Origin of the sequence: Streptomyces ochraceiscleroticus (genome assembly GCF_000720485.1) — a bacterium.
Classification (GTDB): Bacteria; Actinomycetota; Actinomycetes; order Streptomycetales; family Streptomycetaceae; genus Streptomyces; species Streptomyces ochraceiscleroticus.
The window spans coordinates 214,863-240,344 of the sequence record NZ_JOAX01000002.1; the positions used below are offsets into that span (position 1 = coordinate 214,863).

General features: G+C 73.6%; 20 protein-coding genes and 1 pseudogene. 14 read left to right on the forward strand and 7 right to left on the reverse strand.

What is annotated here, in order from left to right; translation table 11 throughout:
- Positions 1-59: 59 nt before the first annotated feature.
- The gene (locus tag IG84_RS0103205) at positions 60-1,406 is read right to left on the reverse strand and encodes a serine hydrolase domain-containing protein (protein WP_245659202.1); all 1,347 of its coding nucleotides are present in this window, start codon (positions 1,404-1,406) and stop codon (positions 60-62) included.
- Positions 1,407-1,600: 194 nt separating this feature from the next.
- Here IG84_RS0103205 and IG84_RS0103210 point away from each other — a divergent pair, with 194 nt between their 5' ends.
- The gene (locus tag IG84_RS0103210; RefSeq protein WP_031051053.1) at positions 1,601-3,493 is read left to right on the forward strand and encodes a serine/threonine-protein kinase; all 1,893 of its coding nucleotides are present in this window, start codon (positions 1,601-1,603) and stop codon (positions 3,491-3,493) included.
- 425 nt (positions 3,494-3,918) lie between these two features.
- The gene (locus IG84_RS39235; RefSeq protein WP_031051055.1) at positions 3,919-6,960 is read left to right on the forward strand and encodes a protein kinase domain-containing protein; all 3,042 of its coding nucleotides are present in this window, start codon (positions 3,919-3,921) and stop codon (positions 6,958-6,960) included.
- On the opposite strand, the gene IG84_RS0103220 is transcribed toward IG84_RS39235, so the two are convergent.
- Positions 6,927-8,591, reverse strand: coding sequence for a class I adenylate-forming enzyme family protein (locus tag IG84_RS0103220; RefSeq protein ID WP_078648571.1), 1,665 nt, complete (start codon positions 8,589-8,591; stop codon positions 6,927-6,929). The genes IG84_RS39235 and IG84_RS0103220 overlap by 34 nt on opposite strands.
- A gap of 147 nt (positions 8,592-8,738) precedes the next feature.
- Here IG84_RS0103220 and IG84_RS0103225 point away from each other — a divergent pair, with 147 nt between their 5' ends.
- From IG84_RS0103225 to IG84_RS0103240, 4 genes are all read left to right on the forward strand, one after another.
- Positions 8,739-9,929, forward strand: a complete 1,191-nt coding sequence (locus IG84_RS0103225; protein ID WP_031051060.1) for an amidohydrolase family protein — start codon at positions 8,739-8,741, stop codon at positions 9,927-9,929.
- 7 nt (positions 9,930-9,936) lie between these two features.
- Positions 9,937-11,091 (forward strand): acyl-CoA dehydrogenase family protein, encoded by a 1,155-nt coding sequence (locus IG84_RS0103230; protein ID WP_031051063.1) that lies wholly within the window; start codon positions 9,937-9,939, stop codon positions 11,089-11,091.
- Between the two features lie 2 nt (positions 11,092-11,093).
- The gene (locus IG84_RS0103235; protein ID WP_031051065.1) at positions 11,094-12,068 is read left to right on the forward strand and encodes an acyl-CoA dehydrogenase family protein; all 975 of its coding nucleotides are present in this window, start codon (positions 11,094-11,096) and stop codon (positions 12,066-12,068) included.
- A gap of 414 nt (positions 12,069-12,482) precedes the next feature.
- Entirely contained in the window at positions 12,483-12,965 is a 483-nt protein-coding gene (locus tag IG84_RS0103240) for an ATP-binding protein (RefSeq protein WP_031051067.1), read from the forward strand.
- Positions 12,966-13,193: 228 nt separating this feature from the next.
- Here IG84_RS0103240 and IG84_RS0103245 read toward each other — a convergent pair whose 3' ends face one another.
- Positions 13,194-14,129, reverse strand: a complete 936-nt coding sequence (locus IG84_RS0103245) for a cyclase family protein (protein ID WP_031051069.1) — start codon at positions 14,127-14,129, stop codon at positions 13,194-13,196.
- 97 nt (positions 14,130-14,226) lie between these two features.
- On the opposite strand from IG84_RS0103245, the gene IG84_RS0103250 reads away from it, so the two are divergent.
- Genes IG84_RS0103250 through IG84_RS0103260 form a run of 3 tightly spaced genes read left to right on the forward strand, consistent with a single transcriptional unit; the run spans position 14,227 to position 17,700 of the window.
- Positions 14,227-15,138, forward strand: a complete 912-nt coding sequence (locus IG84_RS0103250) for an SDR family NAD(P)-dependent oxidoreductase (protein ID WP_031051071.1) — start codon at positions 14,227-14,229, stop codon at positions 15,136-15,138.
- Between the two features lie 60 nt (positions 15,139-15,198).
- Positions 15,199-16,266, forward strand: coding sequence for a Zn-dependent alcohol dehydrogenase (locus tag IG84_RS0103255; RefSeq protein ID WP_031051074.1), 1,068 nt, complete (start codon positions 15,199-15,201; stop codon positions 16,264-16,266).
- A 51-nt stretch (positions 16,267-16,317) separates the two neighbouring features.
- On the forward strand, positions 16,318-17,700 hold the full coding sequence (locus tag IG84_RS0103260; protein WP_078648572.1) for an MFS transporter: 1,383 nt from the start codon (positions 16,318-16,320) through the stop codon (positions 17,698-17,700).
- Here IG84_RS0103260 and IG84_RS0103265 read toward each other — a convergent pair.
- Positions 17,690-18,394, reverse strand: coding sequence for a flavin reductase family protein (locus IG84_RS0103265; protein WP_031051081.1), 705 nt, complete (start codon positions 18,392-18,394; stop codon positions 17,690-17,692). The two genes, IG84_RS0103260 and IG84_RS0103265, sit on opposite strands and share 11 nt — an antisense overlap.
- 212 nt (positions 18,395-18,606) lie before the next feature.
- Between IG84_RS0103265 and IG84_RS0103270 the strand changes: the two genes are divergently transcribed.
- Together IG84_RS0103270 and IG84_RS0103275 are read left to right on the forward strand one after the other, a co-directional pair.
- Positions 18,607-19,176, forward strand: a complete 570-nt coding sequence (locus IG84_RS0103270) for an RNA polymerase sigma factor (RefSeq protein ID WP_245659203.1) — start codon at positions 18,607-18,609, stop codon at positions 19,174-19,176.
- Positions 19,177-19,396: 220 nt separating this feature from the next.
- Positions 19,397-19,948: an anti-sigma factor gene (locus tag IG84_RS0103275; RefSeq protein ID WP_245659204.1), complete on the forward strand. Its 552-nt coding sequence runs from the start codon at positions 19,397-19,399 to the stop codon at positions 19,946-19,948.
- Positions 19,949-19,995: 47 nt separating this feature from the next.
- On the opposite strand, the gene IG84_RS0103280 is transcribed toward IG84_RS0103275, so the two are convergent.
- Together IG84_RS0103280 and IG84_RS0103285 are read right to left on the reverse strand one after the other, a co-directional pair.
- Positions 19,996-20,865: an enoyl-CoA hydratase/isomerase family protein gene (locus tag IG84_RS0103280; RefSeq protein ID WP_031051089.1), complete on the reverse strand. Its 870-nt coding sequence runs from the start codon at positions 20,863-20,865 to the stop codon at positions 19,996-19,998.
- A 73-nt stretch (positions 20,866-20,938) separates the two neighbouring features.
- Positions 20,939-23,209: an acetate--CoA ligase family protein gene (locus tag IG84_RS0103285; protein WP_031051090.1), complete on the reverse strand. Its 2,271-nt coding sequence runs from the start codon at positions 23,207-23,209 to the stop codon at positions 20,939-20,941.
- Positions 23,210-23,422: 213 nt separating this feature from the next.
- Here IG84_RS0103285 and IG84_RS41995 point away from each other — a divergent pair.
- The 3 genes and pseudogenes from IG84_RS41995 to IG84_RS0103295 all read left to right on the forward strand — a co-directional run.
- Positions 23,423-23,515 (forward strand): annotated as a pseudogene (locus IG84_RS41995) (DoxX family protein); the annotation flags it as partial.
- Positions 23,516-23,615: 100 nt separating this feature from the next.
- The gene (locus IG84_RS0103290; protein ID WP_211266404.1) at positions 23,616-24,050 is read left to right on the forward strand and encodes a Zn-ribbon domain-containing OB-fold protein; all 435 of its coding nucleotides are present in this window, start codon (positions 23,616-23,618) and stop codon (positions 24,048-24,050) included.
- 169 nt (positions 24,051-24,219) lie between these two features.
- A complete protein-coding gene (locus tag IG84_RS0103295; protein ID WP_031051095.1) occupies positions 24,220-24,708 on the forward strand; it encodes a GNAT family N-acetyltransferase in 489 nt (162 codons plus the stop codon).
- A 23-nt stretch (positions 24,709-24,731) separates the two neighbouring features.
- Here IG84_RS0103295 and IG84_RS0103300 read toward each other — a convergent pair whose 3' ends face one another.
- A complete protein-coding gene (locus IG84_RS0103300) occupies positions 24,732-25,424 on the reverse strand; it encodes a pyridoxine/pyridoxamine 5'-phosphate oxidase (RefSeq protein WP_031051097.1) in 693 nt (230 codons plus the stop codon).
- Between the last annotated feature and the right edge of the window lie 58 nt (positions 25,425-25,482).

Consider the following 25,482-nt stretch of genomic DNA (forward strand, 5'->3'; position numbering starts at 1 on the left):
CGTGTCGCGCCTGCCCGTCCCGGCAGCCGGTCGTCCCGGCCGGTCCGGCCGGGACGGCGTCACGCCTGCGGGTCCCGCGGGGTCTGCGGGGCTTGCGGGCAGAATTCCGCCGTCAGCAGGGCGTGTATCCGCTGGGGCGCGTCCGGCTGGTCCGTGTTCAGTCGCAGCGTCAGCACGTGCCGGCCGTCCTCGGTGGCCGCGGTCTGCGCGTACGAGCCGTTGATGTCGCCGTCGTGGCCCCATACCGTCACGCCGCACGACAGCCGGGTGCCGTAGAGGCCCAGCCCGTACACCCCGTTCGTGTCCTTTTCGTCCCGCATCTGGGCGAGCTGACGGGGCGGCAGCAGCCGGCCGCCGAGCAGCGCCGCGAAGAAACGATTCAGGTCGCCGAGCGTCGTGACCAGCTCGCCCGCCGCGCCCGCCCGGCTGGGATCGAGCGTCGTACTGTCCACGCGCTCCGCGCCCACCTGCGAGTACCCGCGCCCGTACGGCCGCGGCAGCCGCGGGTCGGTGCCGGGGAAGGACGTGCCCGAGAGCCCCAGCGGCGCGATGATCCGGCGCCCGGCCTCCTCGGCGTACGAGTGCCCGGTCACCGCCTCGATGATCTGCCCCAGTACGAGGTAGTTGGTGTTGGAGTACGCGTACCGGGCGCCGGGAGCCGACTCCGGCGGATGGGCCAGCGCCGTCCGCACCAGCGCGGCCGGGGTGTAGGTGTCGTAGCGGTGTGCGGTGAAGCCGGCGCCGTGCAGCTCCTGCGACAGCACCGGGTCGGCGGTGTAGTTGTACAGGCCGCTGGTGTGGTCCAGCAGTTCGCGGACGGTGACCGCGCGGGGGTCCGTACTGCCGGGGGCGAGGTCCGGCAGCAGCCGGCCGACGGTGTCGTCCAGGGAGAGCCGGTGCTCGGCGGTGAGCTGCAGCACGACCGTGGCGATGAAGGTCTTGGTGAGGCTGCCCGCGCGGAAGTGGTCGGCGGGCGTGATGGGCCGGTCGGTCCGCAGGTCGGCCACGCCCGCCGCGGCGAATCGCGAGGCGTACGACCGGCCGTCACGGGTCGTCAGTGCCGCGGCGCCCGGCGCGTCCCCGTCCGCCAGCGCGCGGACCGCCCGGGCGGTCGCGGGCTTCGGCGCGTGCGCCGTGCCCTTCGACGCGCCGGGCTTGCGCGGCGTACTCGGGGTGCGGGACGGCGCGTGCCGACCGGACGGGGAGGGCCGCGCATCGGGGCGCGGCGCACGGGCCGTGGGCGGCGGCGTGCCCGTATCGGGGGTCGGCGCACCTGTGGCGGGGCGGCGCGCGCCGGGCGCATCCGCCGCCGCGGAGTGCGCCGGAGCGCGGTCACGGGCGGCGCATCCGGCGGTGAGCAGCACGCCGAACACCGCCGCCAGCGCCGCCGCACGGCTAAAATTCACGGATCGCAAGGTCAATCGGGACTCCCGGTCGTCGGGCCCATCATGACGGGTGCCCAGCGCGTACTCCTCCTGGCCCCGGGCCTTCCCCACCGCCGCGGATGAGGGAGAATGAAGGCTCTGCCAGGGTGGGTTGTCCGAGTTGGGGCAGTTTGGTGTTGCGGTTGCCAACTCGGCTGGATTGCAGAGGGGATTCAGTGGGCGACGAGGACGCCAAGGACGGCGAGACGGGCAGGCTGCTCGCGGGCCGTTACCGGCTGGGCGATGTCCTCGGCCGGGGCGGGATGGGCACGGTCTGGCGGGCACGGGACGAGGTCCTGGGCCGCACGGTCGCGGTCAAGGAGCTGCGCTTCCCGGGCGGGGTCGAGGAGGACGAGAAGCGCCGCCTGATCACCCGTACGCTGCGCGAGGCGAAGGCGATCGCCAGGATCCGCAACCACGGCGCGGTCACGGTCTACGACGTGGTCGACGAGGACGACCGCCCGTGGATCGTCATGGAGCTGGTCGAGGGCCGCTCGCTCGCCGAGGTCATCCGCGACGACGGCGCGCTCACCCCGCGCCGCGCCGCCGAGGTCGGCCTCGCCGTCCTGGACGTCCTGTGCGCCGCGCACCGCGAGGGCATCCTGCACCGCGACGTGAAGCCGTCCAACGTCCTGATCGCCGACGACGGCCGGGTGGTGCTCACGGACTTCGGCATCGCCCAGGTCGAGGGCGACCCCTCGGTCACCTCCACCGGCATGCTCGTCGGCGCGCCCTCGTACATCTCGCCCGAGCGCGCCCGCGGCCAGAAGCCCGGCCCGCCGTCCGACCTGTGGTCGCTGGGCGGCCTGCTGTACGCCTGCGTCGAGGGCGTGCCCCCGTACGACAAGGGCTCCGCGATCGCCACCCTGACCGCGGTGATGACCGAGCCGGTGGACCCGCCCAAGAGCGCCGGCGGCCTCGAAGAGGTCATCTACGGGCTGCTGGTGAAGGACCCCGCGGGGCGGCTGAGTGACGAGGCCGCCCGCGCGCTGCTGACGGCCGCGGTCAACGCGCCCGAGGACACGGGTACCAAGCCGCCCGAGAAGCCCGCAGAGGCCACCCGCATGATGGCGCTGCCGGCCCTGCCGGCCCTGCCGTCGAAGCCCGCGGCGCCGCCAAGACCCTCCGCCGCCACCGCGGGCGCGGCCGCCGAGCCGGCCAGGGAGCGGATGCGCGGCGCCCTGAAGTCCGTACGCAGCGCTGCGGCGGCCGCCTCGTCCGCCCGCTCCGAGCCGAAGCCGGACGACACGCCGGCGTCCAGCCAGCCGGCGTCGGGCACGACCCGGGCCTCGCTGACCGACGTCGTACCGAAGCGCACGCTCATCATCGTCGCGGTGGTCGCCGTTCTCGCGGTCCTCGGCACGGTGCTGGCCTTCGCGCTGAACGCCGGGGACGACACCCCGGGCAAGGGCACGGCCCAGGAGGCCGGGCCGAGCGCCGACGCGGCCCCCGCGTCCGACGAGCCGCAGGGGGAGCGCAACGCGAGCCCGAAAGCCGGCAACGGGGCGGCCGAGAAGCCGAGCGCGACGCCCGAGGACGACGCGAGCGACGACAAGGGCGACGACGACAAGGGCGACGACGGGAAGGGCGACGACAAGGGCGGCGACGCCGTCCCGGACGGCTTCAAGAAGATTTCCAGCGGCCGGTTCCACTTCACGATGGCCATGCCCAAGGACTGGAAGCAGACCGGCACGGCGGGGCAGAACTCGGGCGGCATCTTCAGCGCCTCCGGTGGCTTCCCGCGCATTCAGGTCGACTTCAACTCCAAGCCGTCCGACGACGCCGCCGCGGCCTGGCGCAGCCTGGAGCCCGCGGTGCGCGGCAGCAGCGCCGGCTACCACCTCCTCGGCATCAAGAAGGCCGACTGGCGGGACTACCCGACGGTCGCCGACTGGTCGTTCACCCGTGAGCAGCGCGGTCAGAAGGTGCGCGTACTGAACCGTGGCTTCAAGGTCGACGGCGGCCACGGCTACGCGATAATGATCACCTGCAAGGCCGGGACCTGGTCGGACAAGGAGTGTCGGGAACTGCGGGAGACGGCGTTCCGGACGTTTGAGGTGAAGGGCTGAGGAGCCTTCGGGGGGCGGGGTGACGGCCTTCGGGGCGAGGGCCTGTCTACGGGGGCGGGTGGCCGGCCTACGGGTGACGGTGGCCGGCCTACGGGGGCGGCGGGCTCGTTGCCTACGGGGCGGACGGCTTGTGGCCCGTGCGTCAGTGGGCTGATTCCGGCACCCGAGTAACTGCTGTCCCCCGCGTCCGTATGAGGGACTGATCATTCCGCCCGCTCCGGTGGCAGAAAGCCGCCGGGGCGGGTGATTGCTGTTGCGTCGAGCGGTCCCCAGGCGGACCCGGGACACGTATCGTGGCCCCACATAGACCGTACGCGGCCGCATTTCGGCAGTATTGCGACTGGAACCGACCACGGACCGCTGTGCCGGGGGGTATGAACGGTCCAGCGGTTGGCCGCGGGCATCGCGCGCACTGGGGAGGCGTCGTGGACGAGTACGCGGGGCGAGTGCTCGCCGAGCGCTACCGCCTTCCTGCGCCGCTGCCGGACGCGCCCGATCCGGTCCTGACCCGCGCGCTGGACACGTACAGCGGGCAGGACGTGCTGGTCCGTCAGGTGCCGCTCCCGGAGGTCGTGGACGCGGAGCTGGTCGACGAGTACGACACGGGGGGCGGGGCCGGCCGGGGGTACGGCGGCGAGGGGAGCGGCCGTGGGCGGCGTACGGGTGCCGGTGCTGGTTCCGGCTCCGGTGGGGGCTCGCGGGCCGACCGCGATCCGTCCGATCCCGTGGTGCGGCGCGCGCTGGAGGCCGCGACGGCCGCCGCGCGCGTCCCGGACCATCCTCGGCTCGACCAGGTTTTCGACGTCTTCGCGCAGGACGGCAGCCTGTGGATCGTCAGCGAACTGATCCCGGCCCGGCCGCTGTCGGCGCTCCTCTCCGACCGCACGCTCTCCCCGCACCGAGCGGCGGAGATCGCCGCCGACATCCTCACCGCGCTGCGCGCGCTGCACGCGCACGGCTGGACGCACCGCAACATCACCCCGCGCACGGTCCTGGTCTGCGACGACGGCCGCGTGGTCCTGACCGGCCTGGCCGCCGGCGCCGCGGAGGAGGCACTGTGCGGCTACGACCCGGTACCCCGTGAGTCGGACCCGCCACCGGGGGCGGTACGGGCGGGGGTTGTACGGGAGTGGCGTGCGGGGGGCGGGGGTGCGCCGGGTGGGGCTGTTCCTCGGGGCGCTGATCCTGGTGGGGCTGTGTCCGGGTCGGCTGCGTCCGGTGGGGCTGCGCGTGGTTCGGCTGCGCCGGGTGGGCCTGTGCGTGGTTCGGCTGCGCCTGGTGGGGCCGCGCCCGGTTTGGCTGCGCCTGGTGGGGCTGCGTCCGGATCGGCTGCGTCCGGTGGGGCCGTGCGTGGTGGCTCTTCTGGGGTGCCCGGGGCGCGTACGTCTTCGGAGGCGGGGCCGCGGGTGTCCGCTGCGTCCGGTGGGGGACGCGGTGGGGTGACGCAGGCGGTGCCGGGGCCTCCCGGGGGGCCTGAGCGCGGTGACTCGGAGCGTGGCGCCCAGGGGACCGGGGCGGCCGAGGACGATCCGCGGCGGGCGCGTGCCGGGGCGATCGCCGCGTACCGGGCGGGTGCCAGGGCCGCGGCGGCGCGTACGGCCGGTCCGGGGAACCGTTCCGCCTTGCCGCCGGGGCCTCCGGGCGTACCGGGCCGCCCCGGCCCGCAACAGGGGCAGCCCGCCGCTCCACAGGGCCGTCCCGCCGTCCCGCCGGGGCCTCCGGGCGTACCGCCGGGGCCTGCGGGCGGACCGTCGGGTCGTCCGGGTGTGCAGCCGGGGCCTGCGGGCGCGCTACCGGGGCAGCCCGGTGCCGTGCCGCAGTACGGGCCCGCCGTGCCGCCCGCTCCGCGGCAGCCGGCCGCGCCGGGCAGTGCCGCGTACGGAGGCGGGCTGCCGGGCCCCGTGCGCAGGCCGCAGGGCGGCACGAACGCGCTGCCGACCGGCCCGCAGAATCGCCCCATGGGCTCGGCCGAGCCGCAGAGCCGCCCTGTTGGTCCGGCCGTCCCGCAGAGCCGTCCCGGGCCGGGTAACAGGCCCGCCGGTGCCGCGGCCGGCGTGCAGGGAGGGCCGGGCACCGGCGTGTACCCCGGTGTGGCGCCGGGGAACGCGCTGGCGGCCGAGCGGGCGCGCCAGGCGCGGATCACCGTGGTCGGCGCGGTCACCGAGCGCTGGGCGCCCGAACAGGCCGGCCCCGTCCACGCGAACTGGCAGCTCGCGCCGCCCGTCGGCCCGGCCGCCGACCTCTGGGCGCTCGGCGCCCTGCTCTTCCGCAGCGTGCAGGGCCACGCCCCGTACGCCGAGGAGAGCGCCGCCGAACTGGTCCAACTGGTCTGCGCCCGCCCGCCCGCGCACGCGGAGGAGTGCGGCGCGCTGCGCCCGGTCGTGGAGTCGCTGCTGCGCCAGGACCCCACCGAGCGACCCGACTTCGAGGAGCTGCGCGGCTGGCTGCGCTCCCTGGTACGCGCGGCACCGGAGCCGGAGGCCGGCCGCGCGGTCGTGACCGTACCGGCCCTGGAGCGGGGCGGCGACCCGCGCCGGCTGCCGATCGTGCGCCGCCGCGGCGAGCTCGTACGGCGCGGCCGGCACAAGAAGTCGCGCCCTCGCCGGGAGCGCCCGCACGGAACTGCGGCACCTACTGCCCACTCGGCGCCGCCGCCCCCTGTGCGCCCCGCACCGCCCCCACGCGCCCATGAAGGCGTCCGGGACCACGACGGCGGTGACCGCGACCGCGCGCGGCAGCGGAAGCCGCGGCCGAACCGCGACCGGACGCCCCGCGGCGGCCCGCGCCGCCTCGGCATGCTGCTGCTCGGCCTCGTGCTCCTGCTGGTCGTCGGCGCGGTGCTGGTCGCCGTGGCCTTCCTGCCCAGAAGCGGCACGGACCCGGACGGCTCGGGGAACACCCGGAGCAGCGTGCCCAGCGGTACCGAAACCGGCGCGCCCGCGCCCGACCCGGCGCAGTCGCAGCCGGACGGCGCGGACCCGACCAGTACCCACCCGCGGACCACCGCACCGGACGGCCTGGCCGACGGCTTCGAGATGCGCGACGACCCGGAGGGCTTCCGGATCGCGGTGCACAAGGGCTGGCAGCGGCACGCCAAGAATGCCGAGGGCCAGGTGCGCTACACCAAGGGCGCCTTCACGCTGCTGGTGGTGCCGGGCCGGGACACCGCGAAGCGGTTCGGCTCCGACCCGATGGCGTACCAGCAGGACAAGGAGGCCGAGCTGGCGCCGTTCCGCGACGCGAACTGGACCTCGTCCTCGGGGCTGCGGCGCACCGATGTCGGCCGGACGGCCATGGCGGAGGGCACCTTCACCTGGGGCGAGGACAGCGGCTCCGCGACGTACGCGCGCAACATGGCGCTCCTGGAGGGCGGCCGCTACCACCTCGTCCTGGTCATCGGCCCGGACCGCGACCGGGCCGAGGTCGACCGCTTCTACGAACAGGCGTCGACGTCCTTCCGCCCCTGACCACCGGAACCGGGGCAGGCGCAGTGCTGTGAGGCCGCTGACGGCTCTTCGCCTCCGGGCGCGCCGCACGCGCTGGGGGCATCGCACACGCCAGAGGCACCGCACATGCCAGGGACACCGCGCGCGCCCAGCGCGAACCGGGCGCGCAGCTCGCCCTTGAGCACCTTGCGCAGCGTCGCGCCCCGAGGAAGCGCGTCCACCACCTCCATCCGTTCGGGCACCTTGTGCGGCGCCAGCCCGCGCTCTCGTAGCCACGCGCCCAGCGCTTCCGCCGTCACCGGGGGCGCGCCGTCCCGCTGTTCCACCACCGCGCACACCAGTTCCCCGCGCTCGGCGTCCGGGAGCCCGATGACCGCGGCATCCCGGACGTCCGGATGCCCATGGAGCAGGTCCTCGATCTCCTGCGCCGAGACGTTCTCGCCCTTACGGATGATGATGTCCTTCAGCCGCCCGGTGACGACGAGGCGCCCCTCGGGGGTGAGGCGCCCGAGGTCTCCCGTGGGCAGGAACCCGTCGGCGTCGAACGGGTCCGGCTCGCCGAGGTACCCCTGGCACACGGCGGGGCCGCGCAGCCGTATCTCGCCGTCCGCGCCGATGCGGATCTCCATGCCGGCCGGCGGGCGCCCGTCGGCCGCGGCCAGGTCCGCGTCGTCGTCGAGCGGGTCGCCCATGGTCACCATCGGGGCCTCGGTCAGCGCGTACCCGTGGGTGAGGGCGCAGCCCAGCTCGCGGACCACCTCGTAGTACAGCCCGGGAGGTTTGGGCGCCCCGCCGCCCGCCAACAGACGCAGGTCGGGGAGGAGCGGCCCGGAGCCGGCCTGTCGCCGCTGTTCGGCAAGGAAGAGCTGGTAGAAGGCGGTGGAGCCGCCCGCGATGGTGACGCCGTGTCTCCGGTACGCGCCCAGCGCTTCGGGCAGCGCGAAGTGTTCGAACAGGACGGCCGGGATGCCGTGCCGCAGCAGCATGACGGTGTAATCGGGGCCCGCGACGTGCGCGTACGGGAACGCCATCGAGCCCACGTCGCGCGCCTGTACGCGCAGCGCGCGCCCGAGGTCGGTGCCGGCGGCGAGCAGCGCCCGGTCGCAGTGCAGGACGCCCTTGGGGCCCGCGGTGGTGCCCGAGGTCCAGTAGATCCAGCGGGTCTCCCCGGGGCCGGCGGGCGGTGGCGGCAGGCTGCCGGGGTCGCCGTCGGGCAGTGTGGCGTACGCGTCGGCGACCGTGAGCGGGCCGGGGAGCCGGGCGGCGATCCGGTGGCCCATGGCGGTGTGGTCGAAGCCGCGCCAGGTGCCGGGCGTGAGGAAGAACTCCGCTTCGGTACGGCGCAGTACGTGCGCCACCTCGTGGTCGCGGTAGAGCGGGACGACCGGGCTCTGGACCGCGCCGAGCCGGGCCAGGGCGAGGCAGAGCAGGACCGTTTCGATGCGGGTCGGCAGTTGCCAGACGACCCGGGTGCCGGCGCGCACGCCCCGCGCGTGCAGTCCGGCCGCGACCCGTTCCGCGCGGGCGCGCAGCGCGCCGAAGCCGATGCGTACCTCGTCTTCCGGTGTGGCCCCCGCCTGTATGAGCGCGGTGGCATCCGGGGTGCGGCCGGCACGGTCCACGACCAGTCCCCACAGGGTCTCGCCCGTCATACGCCCTCCGCGTGCGCCAAAGAACTGACGAACCATCAGGTACGCACCGGAGCGTAGAGGTGTGTGCCTTGTCGGTCCAGGGGTCGGGGGCTAGCCTGCGTCCAGTAACTGACGATCCGTCAGCTCACGAGGCGACAGGGGACTCCCATGGAGCTACCGCGCATCATCAGCGTCGACGACCACGTGATCGAGCCCGCGCACCTCTTCGAGACCTGGCTGCCGGCGAAGTACCGGGACCGCGGGCCGAGGCCGCTGACCGCCGGGATCGGCGAGCTGGCGTACGTGGGCGGCAAGTACGTCATCACCATGGACCCGGACGGCCCGCCCACCGACTGGTGGATCTACGAGGACCTGAAGTTCCCGTACAAGCGCAACATCGCCGCCGTCGGCTTCGACCGCGACGAGATGACGCTGGAGGGCATCACCCGCGCGCAGATGCGCCCCGGCTGCTGGGACCCGGCCGAGCGCCTGAAGGACATGGACCTCAACCACGTCGAGGCGTCCCTCTGCTTCCCGACCTTCCCCCGTTTCTGCGGCCAGACCTTTGCGGAGGCGCATGACAAGGAGGTCGCGCTGGCGTGCGTGCGGGCGTACAACGACTGGATGGTCGAGGAGTGGTGCGGCGACAGCGGCGGCCGGCTGATCCCGCTGTGCCTCGTGCCCCTGTGGGACATCGGCCTTGCCGTCCAAGAGGTGCGGCGCAATGCCGCGCGCGGGGTGCGGGCCGTGACGTTCAGCGAGATCCCCACGTACCTCGGACTGCCCTCCATCCACAGCGGCTACTGGGACCCCTTCTTCGCGGCCTGTGAGGAGACCGGCACGGTCGTCAATATGCATATCGGGTCCAGCTCCCAGATGCCGGCCGCTTCCCCCGATGCGCCGCCCGCCGTGCAGGCCGCCCTCTCGTTCAACAATGCGATGGCGTCGATGATGGACTTCTTGTTCAGCGGCGTCCTGGTGAAGTTTCCACAGCTCAAACTCGCCTATAGCGAGGGGCAGATGGGCTGGATCCCGTACGCGCTGGAGCGGGCGGACGACGTGTGGGAGGAGCACCGCGCCTGGGGCGGGGTGCGCGACCTGATCCCCGAGCCGCCCTCGACGTACTATTACCGGCAGATCTTCTGCTGCTTCTTCCGGGACAAGCACGGCGTCGCCTCACTGGACGCGGTCGGCCGGGACAACGCCACCTTCGAGACGGACTACCCGCACGTGGACTCGACCTTCCCGCACACCAAGGAGGTGGCGCTCGACCACGTGAAGGGGCTGGACGAGGAGACCGTGTACAAGCTGATGCGGGGCAACGCGATCCGGATGCTCGGCCTCGGCCTGGACACGTGAGGCCCCGGTGGACCTCACGTACACGGACGAGGAGGAGGACTTCCGGGCCCGGCTGCGCGCGTGGCTGCGCGAGGTGCTGCCGAAGCTCCCCGACCGCCCCGCCGCCACCGACTGGCCCGGCCGCAGGGCCTACGACACGGCCTGGCAGCGGCTGCTGTACGACGCGGGGTACGCGGGGCTGCACTGGCCCGCGGACGCCGGCGGGCAGGGCGCGACGCCCACCCAGCACCTGATCTTCCTGGAGGAGACCGAGCGGGCGGGCGCTCCCTACGTGGGCGCGAACTTCGTGGGACTGCTGCACGCCGGGCCCACCATCGCCGCCGAGGGCACCGAAAGCCAGCGCGCCCGCTGGCTGCCGCCGATCCTGCGCGGCGAGGAGATCTGGTGCCAGGGCTTCAGCGAGCCGGACGCCGGTTCGGATCTGGCCGCGCTGCGTACGAAGGCGGTGCGGGACGGCGACGCCTACGTGGTCAGCGGCAGCAAGATCTGGACCTCGCACGCCGAGGTCGCCGACTGGTGCGAGCTGCTGGTGCGCACCGACCCCGAGGCGCCGCGGCACAGAGGTATCAGCTGGCTCGCGATGCCCATGGACGCGCCCGGCATCACCGTACGGCCGCTGCGCACGCTCACGGGGACCGCCGAGTTCGCGGAGGTCTTCCTCGACGAGGTGCGGGTGCCGGTGGCGAACCGCCTCGGGGCCGAGCACGACGGCTGGCGGGTGACGATGGTGACGCTCTCCTTCGAGCGCGGCACCGCCTTCGTGGGCGAGGTGGTGGCGTGCCGCCGGGTGCTGGCCGAGCTGGCCCGTACGGCGCGCGAGAACGGCCGCTGGGACGACGCGGTGCTGCGGCGCAGGCTCGGACGCCTGGCCGCGGAGTTCGCCGCGCTGTGGCGCCTCACGCAGTGGAACGTCAGCGAGGCGCAGCGGGGCGGCGGCGTGCCCGGTGCCGGCGGCTCGGTCTTCAAGCTGCGGTACTCGCACGCCCGGCAGGAGCTGTACGACGCGGCCGCCGAGGTGCTGGGCGCCGGGTCGCTCGACGCGGACCAGGAGTGGATCGCCGACCGGCTCTCGGCCCTCTCGTACACGATCGCGGCCGGCACCTCCCAGATCCAGCAGAACATCGTGGCCGAGCGGCTCCTCGGCCTCCCGAAGGGACGCTGACCGTGGACTTCCACCTCACCGACGACCAACAGGCGCTGCGCGCGGGCGTGCGCGAGCTGCTGGCCGGGCGCTTCCCCGGAGAACGGCTGCGCGCGGCGGTGGACGCCTACGAAGCGGCAGGGCGCGGGCCTGTACTGGACCGCGCCCTGTGGCGCGAGCTGGCGGACGCGGGCTTCTTCTCGCTGCTGCTGCCCGAGGCGGACGGCGGCGCGGGGCTCGGGTTGCCGGAAGCGGTCCTGGTGCTGGAGGAGGCCGGGCGGGCGCTGGTGCCGGGACCTCTGGTGGCCGGGATGCTGCTGGCGGGTGCGGTGGACGGGGCGGCGGCCGGCGAGCGGGTCGCGGGGCTGTGCGACGCGGCGACGATGCCGGCGCTCTGGGAACACCCGTCCGACTGCGATGAGGTCATCGTGGTGGCGGAGCGCGCTGCGTACCGATGTGCGCCGGGCAGCCTGCGCACGGCTCCGGTGCGCTCGGTGGACCCGCTGACCCCGCTCGCCCGGCTCCTCGAGGGGCCGGGCGGTGCGCCGTACGCGGCGGACGTCCCCCGGATCCGCCGTGAGGCCGTGCTGCTGACCGCCGCGCAGCAGCTCGGTGGCGCCGCGCACGCCCTCGAGGCGGCGGTGGCGTACGCGCGGTACCGGGAGCAGTTCGGGGCCCCGATCGGCTCCTTCCAGGCCGTCAAGCACCTGTGTGCGCAGATGCTGGTACGCGTGGAGCTCGCCCGAAGTGCCGTCTATGCGGCCTCTGTCACCGAAGATCCTGCCGAGGTGGCCGGTGCGAAGCTGCTCGCCGACGAGGCCGCCGTACGCAATGCCCGCGACTGTCTTCAGGTGCACGGCGGCATGGGATTCACCTGGGAGGCGGACGTGCACCTCCTCCTGAAGCGGGCCTGGCTGCGTGGCGAGAGCCGGCAGTCGGCGGCCGCGGGCGAGGAAGCGCTGGCGGCGGCGTTGGCCGACGGTCATATCGCTGTGTGACAGCCGTTGAGCGGAATGTCGGACTCCGCACGGATGAGCGGTCACGCTGCGTCGATATCGGGTTGTGTCCTTCGCGTGACTCGTTACACGGGGGAGTCGGTGCGGCGCTCGGGTACGCTCGCTCGGGTGCGAGTGGTTCTGAGGCGCAACTGTCCCGGCGTTGCCTGCGAGGCATCTCCGGGGTACGGGGTGCGTACCGCTCGCACCGGGCAGGGGCCCGCGAATCCCCTGCGTTCGACTCCCCGCATTGCGCGTCGCACAGTATGCAGCACGCATACTCCCTTCCGCTGGAATATGCCTGAAGCGCTTGTTGGGGTGACTGAACGTCAACCATGCTGTGCTTCGCCGGGATCACGCACCGTGATCCCGTGGAGGCGCGAGGCGATGTTTCCGCCGGTTCGGATGGTGTGAGCGGTGCAGGTGCTTCAGGTGCAGTTGGAGGTGCGGCCCGACCCCGCTGAGGTGGGGCGGGCCCGCAGGTGGGCCCGGTCGCGGCTGGCCGGGACCGGCATAGGGGCCGATGAGCCGCTGGCGGAGACGCTGATCCTGCTGGTCTCCGAGCTCGTCACCAACGCCGTGGTGCATGCCGGCTCGCACGCCGAGCTGCGGCTGCGTTTCTCCGGCGCAGGGCCCGTGGTCGGGACGGTGCGCCTGGAGGTCGTGGACGGCAGCGCCCGCCCGCCGCGGCCGCGCCGTGCGGAGGGTGACGACACCAACGGCCGCGGCCTGGAGCTGGTCGACGGGCTGGCCGACCGCTGGGGCTGGCAGCCCGAAGGGCCGGGCAAGCGCATCTGGTGCGAGGTGGACCGCGGCCGGTCGCTGCTGATGGCCACGGGGGCCGAGCCGGGCGCACTGGGGGCGTACGAGCAGCCGTGTGCCGTCACAAACGGGATGTAACGGAAAAAGTCCAGACCAGGTGTTGACGAGACGTGGCACCTTGATCACGCTTGGGGCAGCGATTCGCCGCGAGGGGACGCCGAGGGTACGGGGGAGACGCCCCCTTGGCGAGTGCGGGTCGCGCCCGGAGCCGGGTGGCGGTCCGCGGTGCCGCGCTCGGGGTGCGCATGAGCGCACCGCCACCTTGGCCGGGCGGCTCTTCTGTGGAGCCGCTGCGGACGGCTCCACCTAGAGCACCGCTACGGGAGCGACCGGCGCCCCGGAGCCGCCGACGAACGGCTCCGCCACCGCCGAGAGCAGGAAGGCGTAGCGCCCCTCGGAGGCGCAGGCCGCCGACAGCTCCTCCAGGTTCCAGTTCTGGCCCTGCAGCAGCCCCATCTCCACGAGGTGCAGCGCGTGCACGGGCATCCACAGGTCCGCGATCTCCGGCGGGAAGATCTCGAAGGTGAGGGTGTCATTGGCGACCGCGGCGACGTCGCGGGCGTGGAACCACTCCGGCGTACGGACCGACAGCCCCGGTGAGGGGAACGCGTACCCCTGCTTGTCGCCCGCCAGGTAGCGCCGTATCTGCCCGGTGCGTACGAGGGCGACGTCACCGGCGCGTACGGCCGTGCCGGCCAGCTCCTCCGCGGCCTCCAGGTCCTCGGGGGTGACGGCGTGCGCGCCGTCCAGCGGCCGGTCGCCGCCACCGTCCCGTACGCGCGCCACGTCCAGCAGTACCCCGCGTGACAGGACCGGAGGGGCCTTCTCGATGCCGAGCGCGGTCGCGCCGGCGTGGGCGGTGACGGCGGCGGCCGGCCGGCCGTTGTAGAGCTTCCCCGAGTGCGAGACGTGCGTGAGGCCGTCCCAATGGGTGGCCGCCTGCAGGCCCATGGTCACGACGTCGTCGCTGGTCGCGACCGTGTCCGGGCCGAACATCTCATAGTTGACCGCGACCATCGTGTGCAGCGGGTTGACCCGCCCCGGTATGGCGCCGGTCTGCACGCCGTCCTGCCGGAGCGGCAGCGCGAGCGGGATGCGCAGGCCGCTGCGGACGGTCGCGACGGCGGCGCGCACCACGTCCGCGGTGATCAGGTTCAGCGTGCCGATCTCGTCGTCCGGTCCCCACCGCCCCCAATTGTTCACACGTCGGGCGATCTCGTGGAACTCCGGCGGCAGGGGCATGAGCCCTCCTCGGGGGATTCGGTCGTGAGGCTTGTCTTCGTACCGCGCCTGCCCAAAAATCTAACGGTCCGTCAGAAACTGCGGGAAGGGGAGCGGCATGGGGAACTTCTTGGCCGGCAAGGTGGTCGCCGTCACGGGGGCGGGCCGCGGCATCGGGCGGGCCGTGGCGCTGGCGGCCGCGGCCGAGGGCGCCAAGGTGATCGTCAACGACTACGGCGTCTCGGTGGACGGCAGCGAGCCGGGCAGTGAGGTCGCCGCCGGGGTGGTGAAGGAGATCGAGGCGGCCGGCGGCGAGGCCGTCGCGGTCGCCGACGACGTCGCCACGATGGACGGCGGGCAGCGCATCGTGGACACGGCTCTCGCGCGCTACGGGCGCATCGACGGCGTCGTGTGCGTGGCGGGCATCCTGCGCGAACGGATGCTGTTCAACATGTCCGAGGCGGAGTGGGACCCGGTGATCGCGACCCACCTCAAGGGCACGTTCACGGTCTTCGGGGCGGCCGCCGCGGTGATGCGCCGCCAGAAGGCGGGCACCCTCATCGGCTTCACCAGCGGCAACCACCAGGGCAGCGTCTCCCAGGCCAACTACGCCTCGGCCAAGGGCGGCATCATCTCCCTCGTGCGCAGCGCCGCGCTGGGGCTCCACAAGTACGGCGTGACCGCGAACGCCGTGGCGCCCGTCGCGCGCACCCGTATGTCCGCCGACGTCCCCATGGAGCTCAAGGAGATCGGCGAGCCCGAGGACGTCGCGGCGCTCGTCGTCTACTTGCTGAGCGAGCGCGCCAAGGGGGAGGGGATCACCGGGCAGGTGTACACGGTGGCCGGTCCGAAGATCGCGGTCTGGGCGCAGCCCCGGGAGCTGCGCGCCGCGTACAACGAAGGCCCGTGGACGCCGGAACGGATCGCCGACTTCCTCCCGGGGACGGTCGGCACCGACCCCATGCCGCTGCTGGACCGGCTGGAGGCGATGGCGGCCGCGGCGGCCGCCAAGGAGCGCCCGAATGCCTAGCCGGGCCACGGCGGCCCGGAACGGCGCTCCGAGGGGCCCGGTGGGGGAGAGGCGGGCGTCGTGCGAGGGGTGATCTTCGATGGCGAGGCGCCGCGGTTCGTGACCGACCTGGAGGTACGCGCTCCGGGGCCGGGCGAGGTCCTGGTCGGCATCCGTGCGGCGGGGTTGTGCCACAGCGATGTGTCAGTGGTCGATGGGACGATTCCCTTTCCGGTGCCGGTCGTGCTGGGGCACGAGGGCGCCGGGGTCGTCGAGGCCGTGGGGGAAGGGGTTTCGCATGTGGTGCCGGGGGACCATGTGGCGCTTTCCACGCTCGCCAACTGCGGGGCGTGCGCGGAGTGCGACCGGGGTCGGCCGACGATGTGCCGGAAGGCGATCGGGATGCCGGGCAGACCCTTCCGGCGAGGCGATACGCGGCTGTACAGCTTTGCATCCAACTCCGCGTTCGCCGAGCGCACGGTCGTCAAGGCCGTCCAGGCAGTGAAGATTCCCGTCGGCCTCCCGATGGCCTCCGCCGCGCTCCTGGGGTGCGGCGTGCTGACGGGCGTCGGGGCGGTGCTCAACCGCGCCCGGGTCGGCCACGGCGAGTCGGTGGTGGTGATCGGGGCCGGCGGTATCGGGCTGAACGTCCTGCAGGGGGCCCGTATCGCGGGTGCGTCGACGATCGTCGCGGTGGACGCGAACCCGGCGAAGGAGGCGGTGGCACGGCAGTTCGGCGCGACCCACTTCGTGGACGCGTCGGCGCCGGGCGGCACCGTAGCGGCGGTGCGCGACATCCTTCCCACGGGCGCCGACCACACCTTCGAGTGTGTGGGCAGCGCCCGGCTGATCCGGCAGGCGGTCGACCTGCTGGACCGGCACGGCCAGGCGGTCCTGCTCGGCGTCCCGCCGGCCGACGCGGAGGCGTCCTTCCTGGTGTCGTCGATGTACCTGGACAAGGCGATCCTGGGCTGCCGGTACGGCTCGTCGCGGCCGCAGCGGGACATCGCCCTGTACGCGGAGCTGTACCGCGCGGGGCGGCTGCTCCTGGACGAGCTGGTCACCCGTACGTACCCGGTGGAGGACTTCGCGAAGGCGGCGGCGGACGCGGCGGAGGGGAGGCTTGCGCGCGGGGTGCTCATCTTCTGAGCGGCCCGAGGGGCTTGGGGGCTCGAGGGCTTGGCCCGATCCTGATGAATCATGGCCATCCGGCCACTCGAAGGCGGCGGTGCGCTGCCCGAGGCTGAGGGGGTGACCCAGACACCTCAGCCTTCCGCCCCGCCGGAGCCGACTCCGGTGATCTCCGCGGCGTCGACCGAGAGGCGCCGCGGTCCGCGCCGCCGCCCGCACCGCGCGTGGTCCGTCGCTGCGGTCACCTTCCTCACGCTCATCGGTGCCGCCAGCTTCGCCTCGTTGCCGGGCCTGCTCATCGAGCCGCTGCACGAGGAGTTCAGGTGGTCGCGCGGCACCATCGGGTTCGCGGTCTCGGTCAACCTCGCGCTGTACGGGCTCACCGCCCCGTTCGCCGCCGCACTCATGGACCGGTTCGGCATCCGCCGGGTCGTCGCCGCGGCGCTCGCCGTCATCGCGGCCGGGGCCGGGCTGACCGTAGTGATGACCGCCTCCTGGCAGTTGATCCTCTACTGGGGCGTCCTCGTCGGCCTAGGCAGCGGATCCATGGCGCTGGCTTTCGCCGCCACCGTCACCGGGCGCTGGTTCGTCCAGCGGCGCGGCCTGGTCACCGGCATCCTCACCGCCGCGGGCGCCTCCGGACAGCTCGTCTTCCTCCCGCTGCTCTCCTGGATCATCGAGGGCCACGGCTGGCGCCCCGCGGCCGTCACGGTGGCGCTGACCGCCGTGGCCGTCGTACCGCTGGTGTGGCTGCTGCTGCGCGACCACCCCGCGGACGTGGGCGTGGCACCGTACGGCGCGACGGAGTTCGTACCGCGCCCCGCTCCGCAGCGAGGCGCCGCCCGGCGCGCGCTCGGCGCGCTCGCCAACGCTGCGCGCACCGGCCCCTTCTGGCTCCTCGCCGGTACCTTCGCGATCTGCGGCGCCACCACGAACGGCCTGGTCAAGACGCACTTCGTGCCCGCGGCCCACGATCACGGCATGCCGATGACACTCGCCGCCTCGCTGCTCGCGGTCATCGGGATCTTCGACATCCTCGGGACGGTCGCCTCCGGCTGGTTCACCGACCGCTTCGACAGCCGCCGGCTGCTCGCCGCGTACTACGGGCTGCGCGGCGTCTCCCTGATGTTCCTGCCGATGCTGCTCTCGGACGCCGTCCACCCGCCGATGCTCTTCTTCATCGTCTTCTACGGCCTGGACTGGGTCGCGACCGTGCCGCCCACGATTGCGCTGTGCCGCGAGCACTACGGGGACGACGCCGCGATCGTCTTCGGCTGGGTGCTGGCCTCCCACCAAGTGGGCGCCGCCCTCATCGCCTTCATCGGCGGTCTCGCCCGGGACGCGCTCGGCACGTACGACCCGGTCTGGTACGCCTCCGGAGCCCTGTGCGCCCTGGCGGTCCTGATGGCACTGGTGATCCGGCGGCGGACGGAGGCGCCGGTCAGTCCCTGACTTCCCGGAATTCCCCGAACGCCCCCCGGTGGAACAGCAACGGCCCCGCGGCGGCCGCCGCTTCGTCCGTGCCGAGCGCGTCCACCCGGCCCACGACCACGAGGTGGTCGCCGCCCGTGTGGACGGCCTGGACGGCGCAGTCGATCCAGGCCGGCACGTCCGCCAGCCGCGGGGAGCCGCTCACCGGCGCCGGCACGTGCCGTACCCCGGCGAACTTGTCGGCGCCGCTGACCGCGAAGCCGCGGCACAGCGCGCCCTGGCCCGCGCCCAGGATGTTCACGCAGAAGACCCCGGCCCGGGCGATCCGCGGCCAGGTCGTGGACGTGCGCGCCACCATGAAGGCCACCAGCGGCGGGTCCAGGGAGAGCGAGGCGAACGACTGACAGGCGAAGCCGGCGGGGGCGGGACCGGCCGCGTCACCGGGTGCGGGGTCGGCCGCGTCACCGGGAACGGGCGCGTCGGCGGGTGCCGTGATGATCGTGACGCCGCTCGCGAAATGGCCCAGCACGCGCCGGAATTCGCTGCGGTCGACCGGGGCCCGCTCGTCCTCGCGTACGGCCCGCAGGGGCGCCCTGGAAGCCGTTCCCGGGGTACCGGGCGTGGCGGGCCCGGCAGTTGTCGGGGCCGGGGCCGCGGTGCCGGCCGCACGCAGATAGCGCACCGCTGTGGCCGCCATGCCGGCATGTCCCATCATGCTGCGCTCCCTTCCACGCCCTCATTGAAACTGATGGTCCGTCAGATAGGAAGGGCGGGGCGCGCGGGGCCAGGTGGGCTGCGCGGGCGGCGCCCGGTGGCGGATCACCGGCGGATCGAATAATTGTCGGTATTCGGTCGGTTGGCGGCGGATCATGCCGGGTATCTCCCTCACGGCCGCACCCGTATCGGATCCGGGGAGAGTTCCGCCGCATGACCGATGCGATGGCGTCGTCGTCCCTCCCGTCGCCGTCCTTCGACGACGTCTTCTGCGGGCTGCTGCCGCGGCTCTACCGCCGGGCGGTGCTGCTGGCGGGGTCCCGGCAGGCGGCGGAGGACATCGTGCACGAGGCGTACTTGAAGCTCGCCGGGCGCCCGTACCGCTTCCTGGACCACCCGGAGCCGTACGCCCGTGCCTTCACGGCCCTGCTGAGCGTCGCCCGGGAGGCGCACCGCAGGGAGCGCCGGCACGCGCTGATCGGCGAGGGCGGCCCGGAGGACGGACCCGGCAGCGGCGCGCTCATGCGGGAGCTGCCCGGCACCGGCTGGGACGGCGCGCGGGAGCGCCGGCAGGCCGAGCTGGAAGCGGTACGGATGCTGAGCCGGCTCTCGCACCGCCAGGCCGGCCTGGTCATCCTTGTCGACCTGGACGGATACACCATCGGCAGGGCCGCAAGGATCATGAAGGTGCAGCGGTGCACGGCGGCCCGGCACCGGGCCCGCGCCCTGGACCGGCTGCGCGGCTACCTCGCCGCTTCGCCGTACGACCTCACGGGGAGGTGAGCACACCGTGGAGCGGGACGACTTCGGGAACACGCACGTGGCCCCTGGGGACGGGCGGGACGACTTCGGGGACGGACGGGGATGCCCCGGGGACGGGCAGTGGTGCCCCGGAGGCGGGCAGGGGCTCCCCCGTAATGAGCGCGGGAGTACCCGGGGCGGGCGAAGGAATCCCCGGAGCGGTTACCGGAACGGGCTGGGGCGCCGTGGTGCCGAAACGATATTGCGGGAACGACTCCGGGCGGCAGACGAGGAAATCCAGCCACCGCCCGGACTGTGGACGCGCATAGCCGAGTCCGCGCCCGCGCCCGGCGCGCCCCGCAGCCCCCTGTCGTTCCTGCGCCGGCGGCCGCAGCTCATGACGGTGCTGTTCGCCGTCGCGGCGCTTGCTCTGGGCCTCGTCGTGTGGCGGCTCGTAGGGACCGGCAGCGAGCGCCCCGCGCCGCCCGGGCCCGGTACGGGGCTGGAGGTCACGGTGTACAACAGTGAACCGGCGTGCGAGAAGGCGCGCACAGTAAAGTGCGCGCTGCGTCTGGCCCGGGACCCGCACCAGGCGTACGCCGCCCCGGGCAACGCCGCGGGCCGCGTCTGGAACGGCGACCGGCTGGCCACGGAGTGCGTCCTCACCAATGGGCGCCTCGTGCGGGACAAGGCGGGCGCGATCTCCCGCCGCTGGTACCGGGTGACCTCCGCGGAGGGCGCCGAGGGCTGGCTGCCGGGCGTCCACACCCGCGATGTGCACCAGGTACCGCTCTGCCCCAGCGGCGAGTCCTAGACGTCTGCCTCAGTGGCGAGTTACGGGGGAATGCGGGCCCTTCGTGGTCAGTGGCCGCGGTACTCCGGTGTGCGCCGTGCCACGAAGGCCGCCACCCCCTCCTGCGCGTCCGCCGTCGTCATGTTGATCTCCTGAGCGGCGGCCTCGGCGGCGAAGGCCGCACCGCGGTCGAGGTCCGACGAGGCGTTGACGAGCTGCTTGGTGAGGGCCAGCGCGCGCGTCGGACCGGCCGCCAGCCGGTCGGCCCAGGCGGCCGCGGTCTTCGCCAATTCGCCGTCCGGTAGCACCCTGTTGACCAGCCCGAGCCGCTCGGCCTCGGCGGCCGGCAGCGCGTCGCCGAAGAACATCAGCTCCTTGGCGCGCTGCGGGCCGACGAGCCGGGGCAGCAGATACGCACCGCCGCCGTCCGGCACCAGGCCGCGGCGCACGAACACCTCGATGAACGTGGCCGATTCGGCGGCCAGTACCAGGTCGCAGGCGAGGGCGAGGTGCGCGCCGAGCCCCGCCGCGGTGCCGTTGACCGCCGCGATCACCGGCTTCTCGCAGTCCATCACCGCGGCGATCAGCCGCTGGGCGCCCTGCCGGATCATCCGTGCGACATCGCCGACGATCCGCTCGCTGCCGCTGCCGCTGCCGCTGCCGCTGCCGCTGCCGCTGCCGCTGCCGCTGCCGTCGGGCCAGGGTCGCAGGTCCGCGCCCGCGCAGAAGGCACGGCCGGTCGCGGTGATCACCACGGCGCGTACAGCCGGCTCTGCGGAGGCTTCCGCAAGCCGCGAAATGATGCGTTCGCGCTGGTCAGGAGTGAGGGCGTGCATCGCCTGCGGGCGGTTGAGAGTGATCCACGCCACGCCATTGTCAGTGGTGTGGAGTATCAAGGATTCGGAGGTCCCGTCGGGACCGTCGGGGGAGGTCGTCATGATCAAGCTGCTCCAGCTTCTGGCGTCGGCATGGAGACGGCCGGCGGTGCGGCCGGGGCTCGGACGCCGGCGTTCAATGGCAGACGGCGAGCGCGTCGAGGGCCACGGCACCCTGGCCCTTCGGGAGGACGACCAGCGGGTTGATGTCCAGCTCGGCGAGCTGATCGCCCAGCTCCAGCGCCATCCGCTGGACCCGCAGCATGACCTCGACCAGCGCGTCGGTGTCGGCCGGCGGCGCCCCCCTGACGCCTTCCAGCAGCGCGCGGCCCCGCAGTCGGCCGAGCGCCGCGCGCGCCTGGTCCTCCCCGAAGGGCGGTACGGCCACCGCGGTGTCCCGCAGCACTTCGACGAGGACGCCACCCAGGCCGACAGTCACGGTCGGCCCGAAGAGCGGATCGGGCGTGACGCCGACGACCATCTCCACACCCGGCTCGACCAGTTGGCACACCAGCACCCCGTCCAGCGTGACGTCTTCGTAGCGCGCGATGTCCGTCAGCTCGCGATAGGCGTCCCTGACCTGGCTGGCCGAGGTCAGGCCGATCCTGACCAGACCCAGCTCGCTCTTGTGGGCCAGCCGCGGCCCGGACGCCTTCATGACGAGGGGGTAGCCGACCTGCGCCGCCGCCCGGACGGCCCCCGCTGCGCTGGTCACGAGCTGCTCGCGGGGCACGCGGATGCCGTAGGCGCGCAGCAGTTGCTTCCCGGCGTGCTCGCTGAGCTGTTCGCCCGGGCGCAGCAGCGCCTGCGCCTTGCGTGCGGAGGGCGAGGGCGTGCGCGGCGCCTCGTCGAAGGGGGAGCGGTAGGACGCCGTGAAGCGGTGGTGTTCGAAATGGGCGCGGACGGCCGTGATGCAGTTGGCGAACGTACGGAAGGTGGCCACCCGCGAGGAGCCGAGCAGGGTCCGCCGGTAGGCGTCCTCGGTGCCGACCGGCGAGCCCCAGACCACGCACACCAGCTTGTCCGTCTGCTCCGCCGCGTCCACCAGGTCCTGCGCGAGCTTGTCGCTCATCGGCGGGAAGGGGCCGGTGATCGGGCAGATCAGGACGCCCACGGACGGGTCGGCGAGGATCGCGTCGATGATCTTCCGGCCGCGCCAGTCGCCCACCGGGTGCCCGCCGTTGTCGATCGGATTGGCGACGTTGAGGTAGTCCGGTATCCACTGGTGCAGCTCCCGCTGCCGGTCCTCACCGAGCGTCGGCAGGCACAGGCCGGCCGCCGTCGCCAGGTCGGCGAAGTGCGCGCCGGTGCCGCCCGATATCGAATAGACGGCGACGCCCTCGGCGGCCGGCGGCCGGGCCCTGGCCAGCAGCGCCGCGGTGTCCTGCAGCTCGTCCAGGCCGTCGACGCGGACCACGCCGAACTGCCGCATCGCCGCGTCCACCACCTCGTCGGCGCCGGTGAGCTTGCCGGTGTGCGAGGCGGCGGTGCGGGCGCCGGTCTCGGTGCGGCCGACCTTGACCGCGACGACCGGGACCTTGTTGCGGGCCGCGCGGTCGGCGGCGAGCAGGAAGCTGCGGCCGTCCTTGAGCCCTTCCACATACGTGGCGATGGCGCCGACCTCGGGACGGGAGGCGAAGTAGGAGAGGAAGTCCGCGGTCTCCAGGTCGGCCTCGTTGCCGGTGGGGGCCCAGTGCGAGAGGCGGATGCCCAGCTCCTGGAGGGCGAAGACGGGGCGGCCCTGGTGGCCTGACTGCGTGATCAGCGCGATCGCCGGCCCGTCCAGGTCCTCGCGGAACGTCTCGAAGGCGTTGAGGTTGGTGTTCGGGCCGAGCAGCCGGATGCCGGAGCGGGCGACGGCCGCGGCCAGCCATTCCTGCGCGGCCGCGCCGTCGGCGCCGGTCTCCGCGAAGCCGGCGGCGAAGGCGACCGCGAACTTCACCTCGGCGTCGGCCAGTTCCTCGATGACCGGCAGTGGATCGGCGACCAGCAGTACGGCGAGATCGACCTGTTCCGGCAGGTCGGAGACGGAGGTGTGACAGGCCAGCCCGAAGACGGAGGTGCGGCCCGGGTTGACCGGGTGCAGCCGGGCGCCGACCCGCTCGGCCCAGTCGACCAGTCGGCGGGTGATGCCGGTGTGGGGCCGTCCCTCGCTGTCCGAGGCGCCGATGACGGCCACGGACCGGGGGCGGAAGAAGCGGTCCAGGTCCGGCACGGCCGCGGACAGCGGTCGCCCGCTCACGTCCAGTTCGCCGGTGCCGTCCCGGCCGCCGCCCGCGCCGGGGCCGCCGCCGGCGTGCACCGGGCCGGCCGCCCCGTGCACGGCCTGCGGCGTCGGCCCTCCGCAGGCCACGACCCGGGCGGGCCGCGAGTGAGTGGTGAGGGTGCCATGAGTGGATCCCAGCATCGCTGCGCCGCTCCCGTCTGACCGTCGCTGCGTACCTGGCAGGCAGGTACCTGACAGGTGGTCAGGTTACAGAACTGACGCTCAGTCAGGAATGGGCGTGCGGAGACGTCTTGGGGGGGCGGATACCGCCCACCCTCTTGCGCGCCGGCCGCGCTGTCCGCTGGACTAGCTCCGTCAACTGACGGCCCGTCAGGCAAGGTCGGAAGGCGCGGGTTGCGGACGATCTGGCTCGGCGGGCCCGATTGGCTCGCCGTACTCCGTACCGGCCTGGGGCTGTGGTGGCTGGAGAGCTGGCGGCACAAGGAGGACTGTTCCGATGAAGCACCCGCCGAGCACCTCGACTCCAGGGACCACGGCTCCGAGGGCCGCGACGCCGATGAGCGCAACTTCGAGGGCCGCGACTCCGATGAGCACTACCGCGACCCGGTACGACCTGCCCGAGGCCGACGCCTTCTCCCGCCCGTACTGGGACGCCGCGGCGGACGGGCGGTTGTTGATCCGGCGCTGCCGGGCCGACGGTTGCGGTGCCGCGCACCACTACCCCCGGGAGTTCTGTCCGCGCTGCTGGAGCGAGGACGTGGTCTGGGAGGCGGCGAGCGGCCGGGCCACGCTGTACACGTGGTCCGTGGTGCACCGGAACGACCTGCCGCCGTTCGGCGGCCGCGTCCCGTACACCGCCGCCGTCGTGGACCTCGCCGAGGGGCCGCGGATGATGACCGAGATCGTCGACTGCCCGGAGGCGGAGCTGCGGATCGGCATGGAGTTGCTGGTCCACTTCCGCGACGTCGGCGGGGACGGCCCCGCGGTCCCGGTCTTCCGGCCCGCCGCCGGTGCGTCCTGACCCACCGTCCTGACCCACCGTCCTGACCGGCCGTCCCGACCCGCCGCCCTGGCCCACCGTCCCGACCCACCGCCCTGACCCACCCTCCTCACCCACCGGACGCGCCGGGCCCCGTCCCGGGCAGTGATATCCGGTGGCGTCGTGCGGCGCCGGGCGGCACCCTGGGCGGGTGCTGATCAGAGAAGCCGTAACCGAGGACTGGGACGCCGTCTGGCCGTTCTTCCGCGCGATCGTGGCCGCCGGGGAGACGTACACCTACCCGCGCGACCTCGACAAGGAGGCGGGCCGCGCGCTCTGGATGCTCAGCCCGCCGGGCCACACGGTCGTCGCGGTCGGCGAGGACGGCACGGTCCTGGGCACGGCCAAGATGAACCCCAACCACATGGGCGGCGCCGCGCACATCGCCGGGGCCAGCTTCATGGTCGACCCGGCGCACGGCGGCAAGGGTGTCGGCCGCGCCCTGGGCGAGTACGTACTGCGCTGGGCGCGCTCCGAGGGCTACCGCGCGATGCAGTTCAACGCCGTCGTGGAGACCAACACCGGTGCCGTCGCCCTCTGGCAGTCACTCGGTTTCGAGATCATGACGACCCTGCCGGAGGCGTTCCTGCATCCGGAGAAGGGCTATGTCGGGCTGCACATCATGTACCAGCGGTTCTGAACCCCGTTGGCCGACCGAACGGACTACGGCCACAGCAGTTCCCGCTGCCAGCCGTCGGCCGTCCGCTCGCCCGCCCGCCGGTAGCGCAGCCGTACGTGCCGGCGACGGGCGTCGCCCTGGAAGAACTCCACCTCCTCGGGGCGCAGCACGTACGCCGTCCAGCTCTCCACCTCCGCGTCCGGCTCGCGCTGCGCCCGCTCCCAGGAGGCGTCCGCCGCCCGCTCCAGCTCCGCGTACGAGTCCAGTACCTCGCTCTGGTGACCCACGAGCGCGGCCGCCAGCGCGCCCGGTGAACGACGGTGCAGGTCGGCCGAGCTCTCCTCCGGGGTGCCCGTCACGACCTCGCCGCTGACCCGGACCTGGCGCGCCACCAGCGGCCAGTAGAAGCACAGCGAGGCGCGCGGCCGGGCGGCCAGCTCACGGCCCTTGCGGCTGCCGCGGTGCGAGGCGAAGTGCCAGCCGTTCTCGTCGGCGTCGTGCAGCATCACGATGCGCACGGACGGGATGCCCGCCGCGTCCGCGGTCGCCAGCGCCATCGTGTGCGGCTCCGGCACGCCCGCGGCGGCCGCCTCGCCCAGCCACTGCCGGAACAGCGGCAGCGGCGCGTCGGGGACGGCGTACGGATCGAACGCGGGCAGTTCGCCCGTCCAGACGCGCAGGCTGCGCAGCAGGTCACGGAAGGCGTGGGCTTCGGGGGAGTCGTCCGTCGTGGTCATGCCGGGCAGCGTACGTCCGCCGAGCCGCCCGCGTCCCTCGCGCCCCCGTCGGCAATTC